This window comes from Intrasporangium sp., assembly GCF_032907665.1.
Classification (GTDB): domain Bacteria; phylum Actinomycetota; class Actinomycetes; order Actinomycetales; family Dermatophilaceae; genus Intrasporangium.
In genome coordinates, this window is sequence record NZ_JAJJPG010000095.1 from 5,744 (window position 1) to 14,412 (window position 8,669).

At 70.0% G+C, this 8,669-nt stretch carries 9 protein-coding genes and 1 pseudogene; 8 read left to right on the forward strand and 2 right to left on the reverse strand.

Annotation, left to right across the window (positions count from 1 at the left end):
* Together LOY02_RS13660 and LOY02_RS13665 are read right to left on the reverse strand one after the other, a co-directional pair.
* Nucleotides 1-566 (reverse strand): thiamine pyrophosphate-binding protein (locus tag LOY02_RS13660; protein WP_317182911.1); only part of this gene is annotated, 566 nt, incomplete at its 3' end.
* A 10-nt stretch (nucleotides 567-576) separates the two neighbouring features.
* The gene (locus LOY02_RS13665) at nucleotides 577-1,872 is read right to left on the reverse strand and encodes an isochorismate synthase (RefSeq protein WP_317182912.1); all 1,296 of its coding nucleotides are present in this window, start codon (nucleotides 1,870-1,872) and stop codon (nucleotides 577-579) included.
* A 177-nt stretch (nucleotides 1,873-2,049) separates the two neighbouring features.
* Here LOY02_RS13665 and LOY02_RS13670 point away from each other — a divergent pair, with 177 nt between their 5' ends.
* From LOY02_RS13670 to LOY02_RS13705, 8 genes and pseudogenes are all read left to right on the forward strand, one after another.
* Nucleotides 2,050-2,742, forward strand: coding sequence for a demethylmenaquinone methyltransferase (locus tag LOY02_RS13670; RefSeq protein ID WP_317182913.1), 693 nt, complete (start codon nucleotides 2,050-2,052; stop codon nucleotides 2,740-2,742).
* Between the two features lie 175 nt (nucleotides 2,743-2,917).
* Nucleotides 2,918-4,225: a geranylgeranyl reductase family protein gene (locus tag LOY02_RS13675; protein ID WP_317182914.1), complete on the forward strand. Its 1,308-nt coding sequence runs from the start codon at nucleotides 2,918-2,920 to the stop codon at nucleotides 4,223-4,225.
* Between the two features lie 174 nt (nucleotides 4,226-4,399).
* Nucleotides 4,400-4,759, forward strand: a complete 360-nt coding sequence (locus LOY02_RS13680; protein WP_317182915.1) for an NADH-quinone oxidoreductase subunit A — start codon at nucleotides 4,400-4,402, stop codon at nucleotides 4,757-4,759.
* Nucleotides 4,760-4,814: 55 nt separating this feature from the next.
* On the forward strand, nucleotides 4,815-5,369 hold the full coding sequence (locus LOY02_RS13685; RefSeq protein WP_317182916.1) for an NADH-quinone oxidoreductase subunit B family protein: 555 nt from the start codon (nucleotides 4,815-4,817) through the stop codon (nucleotides 5,367-5,369).
* Nucleotides 5,366-6,181 (forward strand): NADH-quinone oxidoreductase subunit C, encoded by an 816-nt coding sequence (locus LOY02_RS13690; protein ID WP_317182917.1) that lies wholly within the window; start codon nucleotides 5,366-5,368, stop codon nucleotides 6,179-6,181. Before LOY02_RS13685 ends, LOY02_RS13690 begins: the two co-directional genes overlap by 4 nt.
* A complete protein-coding gene (locus tag LOY02_RS13695) occupies nucleotides 6,181-7,602 on the forward strand; it encodes an NADH-quinone oxidoreductase subunit D (protein ID WP_317182918.1) in 1,422 nt (473 codons plus the stop codon). The genes LOY02_RS13690 and LOY02_RS13695 overlap by 1 nt, the downstream gene beginning before the upstream one ends.
* Nucleotides 7,602-8,357: an NADH-quinone oxidoreductase subunit NuoE gene (gene nuoE / locus LOY02_RS13700; RefSeq protein ID WP_317182919.1), complete on the forward strand. Its 756-nt coding sequence runs from the start codon at nucleotides 7,602-7,604 to the stop codon at nucleotides 8,355-8,357. Before LOY02_RS13695 ends, nuoE begins: the two co-directional genes overlap by 1 nt.
* Nucleotides 8,354-8,669 (forward strand): annotated as a pseudogene (locus LOY02_RS13705) (NADH-quinone oxidoreductase subunit F); the annotation flags it as partial. The gene nuoE and the pseudogene LOY02_RS13705, both read left to right, overlap by 4 nt.

An 8,669-nucleotide genomic window follows, 5' to 3' on the forward strand; every position in this document is an offset into this window, starting at 1 on the left:
GGCCTGACCCACCAGGTCGTCGGATCGGCGTCAGCCGGCATGAGCGGCCCGTCGAGCTGGAGGTTGAGCTGGGTGGGGCCGGGTCGGGCACATGCGCCGGCAGCCGCCTCGGCGAGCAACGTGGTGGGCGCCACTGGCGGCAGGTCGTGGCACGGAGCGAAGTGCCCGAAGATGCCGGCCTGGAGTGTCGTCTGGTTCGCTCCCGTGCCGCGAAGCCGCTCCGGGCGGTCCGCGGAGATGACGACGAGCGGCAGCGCCGTGTGGTGCGCCTCCATGACCGCGGGCAGCAGGTTGCCGACGGCGGTGCCCGAGGTGGTCACCACCGCCACCGGCCGCCGCGAGCCCTTGGTCAGGCCGAGCGCGAGGAAGCCGGCGGTCCTCTCGTCGACCCGCACGTGCAGCCGCAGGTCGCCGGCGGCGTCGGCTGCATGCAGGGCGAGTGCGAGCGGGGCGGACCGGGACCCGGGGGCGAGGACGACCTCCCGCACACCACCGCTCCAGAGCGCCTGCAACAGTGCCAGCGCCAGCGCGTGGGCACCTCCGGCCGGGGGCGAGCTCAGCGGCATACGGCCACGATCAGTCGCTCGCGAGGGCGTCGCGCATCGGGATGAGCTTGGCGTTGGACTCCGCGACCTCCGACTCCGGGTCGGAACCCGCGACGATGCCGCACCCGGCGTAGAGCCGGATCGTCGTCGGGTCGTCGGGCAGGAAGGCGCCACTTCGCAGGGCGATGCCCCACGCGCCGTCACCACGGGCGTCCATCCAGCCGACGGGTCCGGCGTAGCGTCCGCGGTCCATGTGCTCGAGCTCGCCGATCAGCTCGACGGCCCGTTCGGTGGGGGTCCCGCCCACGGCGGCCGAGGGATGGAGCGAGGCGGCCAGGGTCAGGGACGACGCGTCGTCCGCGCTGACTGCCGCGACGTCGGTCGCAAGGTGCATGACGTTGGGCAGGTGGAGGACGAAGGGTGATTCGGGCACGTTCATCGACGAGCAGTGCGGGGCCAGGGCCTCGGCGACGGAGCGCACGGCGTACTCGTGCTCCTCGAGGTCCTTGGACGAGCGGGCCAGCGACGCCGCCAGGGCGAGGTCCGCCTCGTCGTCACCGGTCCGTCGGATCGTGCCCGCGAGGACCCGGGACGTGATGAGGCCCTGGTCGCGGCGGACGAGCAGCTCCGGCGTCGCGCCGAGCAGTCCGGCGACCGCGAAGACCCAGGTGTTCTCGTAGCGCTCGGCGAGCCGCCGCAGCACCCAGCGGGGATCGATCGGCTCGCGCGCGGTGGCGATGAGGTCCCGGGCCAGGACGACCTTGTCGAGCGCGCCGGAACTGATCCGCTTGACGGCCTCGGCCACGGCGTGGGCGTAGTCGCTGGGGGAGACCGACCCGTCGGCGAAGGTCACGCCGTGGGGGGCGTCCGCCTCACCGGCGACGGAAGGGGCCCCGACGGGCAGCAGCTGCGGCTCCAGCGTCACCGACGTCACCCAGGCGTGGCCGTCGCGGCGGCCGACGATGGTCGAGGGCACGACGAGCCGGGCCACGTCGTCGGAGTCGTCCGCGAAGGGGAACGAGCCGAAGCAGACCAGCCCCGTGCCGGGGACCCCGACCTCGTCGCGCACCACCGCGCGCGTCGTCACCGAGCGCCACCAGGCCTCGGCCGCGCTGAAGCGGCCTGTGCCCGACGCCGAGAACTCCAGTGCGGTGCCCCAACCGACGAGCCCCTCACCTCGGCGCACCCACGAGACGACCTCGTCCTGGCCGGCCTCACGGGGGAGGTACGCGAGCAGCGGCTCGTCGGAGTCGAGCGCCACTGTGCGCACGATGACGGCCGGAGCGGCCGATGGGGTGGGCGCCTCGCGGGCGGGAAGCGATGACATCGCCGGTAACTCTACGACCGTCGGGCAGCCTTCGACGCCATCCCGGACCTCCACTGCGACCAGCACCACACCTTCCACAGGGGCACCGTGGCGACCTCCGGTACGGTCCGCGCTGGCGCCGGCTCTCGCGTCGAAAGGAAGTCGGTCCGTCGCCGGCCCGGGTGGAAGGATGGGCCCATGACCCGCGCCCAGCTCGACAAGAAGCCCGTCGACGTCGCGTCGATGTTCGACACCGTCGCCGAGAAGTACGACCTCACCAACGACGTCATGACCGCCGGGATCGATCGGCTCTGGCGCCGCGCCGTCGTCAAGGCCGTAGGAGCGAAGCGCGGCGAGCGGATCCTCGACATCGCGGCAGGGACCGGCACGTCGAGCGAACCCTGGGCCAACCGCGAGATCGAGGTCGTCCCCGCGGACTTCAGCCTCGGCATGCTGCGCGTGGGGCGCCGCCGTCGGCCCGACATGGCGTTCACCGCTGCCGACGCGATGAGCCTGCCGTTCGCCGACGAGAGCTTCGACGCCGTGACGATGAGCTTCGGCCTGCGCAACGTCGCCGACATCGACGTGGCCCTGCGGGAGTTCCTCCGCGTGACGAAGCCCGGTGGGCGCCTCGTCATCTGCGAGTTCAGCCAGCCGGTCAACCGCGTCGTGCGGACCGCCTACGACAAGGTCGTGCTCCGGGTCCTGCCGAGCATCGCCCGCCGCACGGCGAGCAACCCGGAGTCCTACGTCTACCTCGCTGAGTCGATCCAGGCCTGGCCGCCACAGGGGGAGCTGGCGCGCAGGATCGAGCAGGCGGGCTGGTCCGGCGTCGGCTGGAAGAACCTCACCGGTGGGATCGTCGCGCTCCACACCGCCACCAAACGATGACGTCGGGGACGGTCAGGAACGGTGACGGTGGGGGGCCGGCCGCCGTGAGTTCGGAAGCGTCAGGGTAAGGGTTGCCTTATCTGACAACGAGGAGCGGTCCGGAGTAGGGTGCACTCGAGTTCGTGAACCGATTCACAAGCAGCCGCACGCATGCATTCGGAACCTGCAGGGAGCCATGAGCACTACGAATGTCGACAGTCGGGTCGATGCTGCTGACGTCATCATCGTCGGAGCCGGTCCGGGAGGTTCCGCCACCGCCGCCTACCTCGCGATGGCCGGCATCGACGTGCTCCTTCTCGAGAAGACCCACTTCCCGCGCGAGAAGGTCTGCGGTGACGGCCTCACGCCCCGCGCGGTGCGGGAGCTGATCACCCTCGGCATCCCGACGCCCGAGGAGGACGGCTGGATCCGCAACAAGGGCCTGCGCATCATCGGCGCCGGCATGCGCCTCCAGCTCGACTGGCCCGAGAACGCCGCCTTCCCGCCCTACGGCCTCGTGCGCACCCGGATGGACTTCGACGACATCCTCGCGCAGCACGCGGTGAAGAACGGCGCGCGCCTCGTCCAGGGGTGCAACGTCACCGGGCCGATCACCGACGCGCGCGGGGCCATCGTCGGCGTCACCGCGAAGTCCGTCGACGAGAACGGTCGGGCGACGGGCGACACCCACGAGTACCGCGCCCCGGTGGTCGTCGCGGCTGACGGCAACTCCTCCCGCCTGTCCCTGTCGATGGGCCGGCAGAAGCGCGACGACCGGCCCATGGGCGTGGCCGTCCGCACGTACTACACGAGCCCGCGCTCCGACGACGACTACCTCGAGTCCTGGCTCGAGCTCTGGGCCAAGGACCCGTCGGGCAAGGACGTCCTGCTGCCCGGCTACGGGTGGATCTTCGGCGTCGGCGACGGCACGAGCAACGTCGGGCTCGGGATCCTCAACACCTCCAAGGCGTTCGGCAACGTCGACTACCGGGACGTCATGCGCCGCTGGGTCGCGACGATGCCGGAGGACTGGACCTACAACGACGAGACGATGACGCAGCCGATCCGCGGCGCCGCGCTGCCGATGGGGTTCAACCGGCAGCCGCACTACGCCGACGGGCTGCTCCTCGTGGGCGACTCGGGCGGCATGGTCAACCCGTTCAACGGCGAGGGGATCGCCTACGCGATGGAGTCGGGCCGGACCGCAGCAGAGGTCATCGCCCACGCGTTCGCCCGGGCCGACGCCGCCGGGCGCGAGCGCGTCCTCCTGTCCTACAACACGCGGATGAAGCAGGACCTCGGCGGGTACTACACGCTGGGCCGGCACTTCGCGACGATCATCGGCAACCCCGAGGTCATGCGCCTCGCGACGAAGTACGGGCTGCCCCGCACGACACTGATGAAGTTCCTGCTGAAGATCATGGCCAACCTCGCAGAGCCGGGCGGCAAGGGTGCGAGCGACCGGATCATCAACGCCCTGGCGAAGATGGCACCGGACGCATGAGCACGACCGTGTCGTATGCCGCTGGGCCGGCTTCCCGAGGGCCCGTCCGGTCGGTCCGGGGGTGGGGTTTGTGACCGCGAGCACAATCGTCGGGAACGCCCCTAGGATGGGTGCGCCGTGCACAGTCAGCCAGCGTTGCCACTACTGCCACGACCGAAAGGCAAGTGACCGAGGATGAACCCGTACGTCCCGATCCTGTTCATGCTGGGTCTCGGCTTCGCCTTCGCAGTGTTGTCCGTCGGGGCCTCGCTCGTCATCGGACCGAAGCGGTACAACCGGGCCAAGCTCGAGGCCTACGAGTGCGGCATCCAGCCGTCCCCGCACCCGGCCGGGGGCGGCCGCGTGCCGGTCAAGTACTACCTGACGGCGATGCTCTTCATCATCTTCGACATCGAGTCGGTCTTCCTCTATCCGTTCGCCGTCGCCTTCAACCAGCTGGGCCTCTTCGCGCTCGTCGAGATGGTCCTGTTCATCGTCACCGTCTTCGTCGCCTACGCGTACGTGTGGCGACGTGGCGGCCTGGAGTGGGACTGAGCGGACGAGTGGGACTGAGCGAGCCAGCGCGAGCACGTAGGACTTAGGAGAAACCATGGGCATCGAAGAGAAGCTCCCGGCCGGATTCCTCCTCTCGACCGTCGAGGGGCTCGCCGGCTACATGCGCAAGGCGTCGATGTGGCCGGTGACGTTCGGACTCGCCTGCTGTGCGATCGAGATGATGGCCGTCGGCACCCCGGACTACGACATCGCCCGCTTCGGCATGGAGCGGTTCTCCGCGACGCCGCGGCAGGCCGACCTGATGATCGTCGCCGGCCGGGTCAGCCAGAAGATGGCCCCCGTCGTGCGCCAGGTCTACGACCAGATGCCCAATCCCAAGTGGGTCATCTCGATGGGCGTCTGCGCGAGCTCCGGCGGGATGTTCAACAACTACGCCATCGTCCAGGGCGTCGATCACATCATCCCGGTCGACATCTATCTGCCGGGCTGTCCGCCTCGGCCCCAGATGCTGCTCAACGCGATCATCGAGCTGCACAAGCAGGTCCAGACCATGCCGCTCGGCGTCAACCGCGAGGCGGCCGCCCGCGCTGCCGAGGAGGCCGCGCTCCAGGCCACGCCGACGCACCAGATGAAGGGCCTGCTCGCATGAGCGACGACGTGACGAAGGACGACGTGACGAAGGACGACGCGGCCGAGGTCGTGAAGAACCCCGAGAAGACGCAGGAGAGCGGCCTGACGCCGGGCGAGATCGAGTTCGCGCAGTCGGCCTCCGGGGACGTCGAGCCCGGGGAGACGACGCCCCAGGTCGTCGGCTACCGCCAAGGGATGTTCGGCGCGACCCAGGGGGGTGACACATCCGGCTACGGCCTGCTCCGTCGCCCCGTCCTCATCGCAGGGGAGACCTCGCGGCCCTACGGCGGCTACTTCGACGAGGTCGCCGACTCCCTCGAGCGAGGGCTCGTCGGCGGCACGGCGTCATTCGCCGAGGCTGTCTCCACGGTCGTCATCGACCGGGGCGAGATGACGATCAACGTCAACCGGGAGCACCTGCTCGCCGTCGCCAGGGTCCTGCGTGACGACCCCGCCCTCCGCTTCGAGATCTGCACCGGCGTCTCGGGGGTGCACTACCCCGACCGCGTCGGCGAGGAGCTCCACGCGGTCTATCACTTCGTGTCGATCACCCACGGCGGCAGGCGCATTCGCGTCGAGGTGAGCTGCCCCGACGACGACCGGCACATTCCCTCCATCGTCTCGGTCTATCCGGCCAACGACTGGCACGAGCGCGAGACGTGGGACATGTTCGGGATCGAGTTCGACGGGCACCCCGCCCTGACGAGGATCCTCATGCCCGACGACTGGCCGGGCCACCCCCAGCGCAAGGACTATCCCCTCGGCGGCATCCCCGTCGAGTACAAGGGCGCCACGGTCCCACCGCCGGACCAGCGGAGGTCGTACAACTGATGAGCACGAACACCAACACCAGCAGCGACGACACCGTCCACGGCACGAGCCCCGGGCTCGACCCCCGGCTCGGCGCGGACCCTTACGCCACGACCGCAGCCGACGAGGCCGCCGCGGGCGATGCCACCGTCTTCAACGTCTCCGGGGGTGACTGGGACGACCTCGTCGACGAGGCCACCGCGCTGCACGAGGAGCGCATCGTCGTCAACATGGGCCCGCAGCACCCGTCCACGCACGGCGTGCTCCGGCTCATCCTCGAGCTCGACGGCGAGACGGTCACCGAGGCCCGCGCCGGCGTCGGCTACCTGCACACGGGCATCGAGAAGAACATGGAGTTCCGCACCTGGGTGCAGGGCGTCACCTTCTGCACTCGGATGGACTACCTGACGCCGATGTTCCAGGAGACGGCGTACTGCCTCGCCATCGAGAAGCTGCTCGGCATCACCGACGACATCCCCGAGCGCGCCAGCGTGCTGCGCGTCCTCATGATGGAGCTCACCCGGATCAGCTCGCACCTCGTGGCGCTCGGCACCGGCGGCATGGAGATGGGCGCGACGACGGTCATGACGGTGGGGTTCCGCGAGCGCGAGCGGATCCTGCGGCTCTTCGAGATGGTGACCGGGCTGCGGATGAACAACGCCTACATCCGCCCCGGCGGCGTGGCGCAGGACCTGCCGCCCGGCGCGATCGACGCGCTGCGCGAGCTGGTGCCGGAGCTGCGACGCGGCATCGGCGAGCTGGAGGCACTGCTCAACGAGAACCCCATCGTCAAGGGCCGCATGGTCGACGTCGGCGTGCTGAGTCTCGCCGGCTGCATGGCTCTCGGCATCACGGGGCCGGTGCTCCGCGCGACGGGTCTGCCGTACGACCTGCGCAAGACGAACCCGTACTGCGGCTACGAGACCTACGACTTCGACGTCATCACCCGGACCAGTTCCGACGCCTACGGCCGCATGCGCATCCGGCTCGACGAGATGTACGAGTCGCTCAAGATCGTCGAGCAGTGCACCGACCGCCTGCAGGCGAGTGAGGGCAGCCAGGGCGCCGTCATGGTGGCGGACAAGAAGATCGCGTGGCCGGCCCAGCTCGCCCTCGGCGGCGACGGTCTCGGCAACAGCCTCGACCACATCCGCGAGATCATGGGCACCTCGATGGAGTCCCTCATCCATCACTTCAAGCTCGTCACCGAGGGCTTCCGGGTCCCGCCGGGGCAGGCCTACGTGCCGGTCGAGTCCGCCAAGGGCGAGCTCGGCTGCCACCTCGTCTCCGACGGTGGCACGCGCCCGTATCGCGCCCACTTCCGGGACCCGAGCTTCAACAATCTCCAGGCCGTCGCCGCGATGTGTGAGGGCGGCCAGGTCGCCGACGTCATCGTCGCCGTGGCGTCGATCGATCCCGTGATGGGAGGAGTGGACCGCTGATGTCCGCGAACGACACGTCCCACGTCTCCGGGCACCTGCACGTCAGCCCGGAGTCCAAGGAGCCCTATGCGCCGGACGTCCTCGAGCAGCTGCGCGCCGACGCCGCCGAGGTCATCGCCCGCTACCCGCAGAAGCGCTCGGCCCTGCTGCCCCTGCTCCACCTCGTGCAGTCGGTGGATGGCTACGTCACCGGCCGGGGAGTGTCGCTGTGCGCGGAGCTGCTCGACCTCACCGAGGCCGAGGTCAGCGGGGTCGCCACCTTCTACACGCAGTTCAAGCGCCACCCCAACGGCGAGTACACCGTCGGGGTCTGCACCAACACCCTCTGCGCGATCATGGGCGGCGACCAGATCTTCGACACCCTCTCCGAGCACCTCGGCATCGGGCACGACGAGACGACGGGGGACGGCAAGGTCACCCTCGAGCGCATCGAGTGCAACGCGGCCTGCGACTTCGCTCCCGTGGTCATGACGAACTGGGAGTTCTTCGACAACCAGACGCCCGACAGCGCCGTGCAGCTCGTCGACGACCTCCGCGCCGGCAAGGACGTGCGTCCGACGCGCGGCCCGGACCGGGTCTGCACCTTCAAGCAGGTCTCGCGGGTCCTCGCGGGCTTCCCCGACGGCCTCGCCGACCAGGGCCCGGGAGCCGGCCCCGCCTCGCTGCTCGGCCTTCGCATCGCCAAGGAGAACGGCTGGGTCGCCCCAGGGAGCGAGTCCCAGCCGAGCACGGACGGGAAGGACGGCCCCAAGTGACCGACACACTGACCCCGATCCTCACGCGGATCTGGGACGAGCCGCAGTCCTGGACGCTCGCCACGTACGAGCGCTACGACGGCTACCAGGCGCTGCACAAGGCGCTCGACATGACACCCGAGGACGTCCTCGGCGCCGTCAAGGACTCGAGCATTCGCGGCCGTGGCGGGGCCGGCTTCCCGACGGGCCTCAAGTGGTCGTTCATGAGCCCTCCCGACGGCGGACCCCGCTACCTCGTCGTCAACGCCGACGAGTCCGAGCCGGGCACGTGCAAGGACGTCCCGCTCATGATGGCCAACCCGCACGCGCTCA